Raw genomic sequence first — 281 nt, forward strand, 5'->3', positions numbered from 1 at the left:
CGAACATCGGCTTTTGGGCCCGCCCATCAGGCGCACCCAAGAACGAGAGATAGCCAGACCGCCGAAGCGGTCTGGCCTTTGGCTTACGCGGCGTCTTTCGGCCCCCAGGGGATGACGGCCTGCAGGGACAGATCGTCCTGCTTCGCGGCCTTGCCGAGGTTGGCGTTGAAGCCGTGGTCGCGGATCGTCAGGGTGTAGTAGTCGGCGCCGGTCTCCTTGTTCTGCTTCTTCCAGATGCCACCGCACTCGACCAGCTTGCCGCGCGGGGAGCGGCCGAGGAC

At 65.8% G+C, this 281-nt stretch carries 1 pseudogene; it reads right to left on the bottom strand.

Annotated elements, in window-relative coordinates:
- Positions 1 to 83: 83 nt before the first annotated feature.
- A pseudogene (locus AB9K34_RS00985) lies at positions 84 to 281 on the bottom strand (hypothetical protein); the annotation flags it as partial.

This window comes from Sedimentitalea sp. XS_ASV28 (assembly GCF_041224545.1).
Classification (GTDB): domain Bacteria; phylum Pseudomonadota; class Alphaproteobacteria; order Rhodobacterales; family Rhodobacteraceae; genus Sedimentitalea.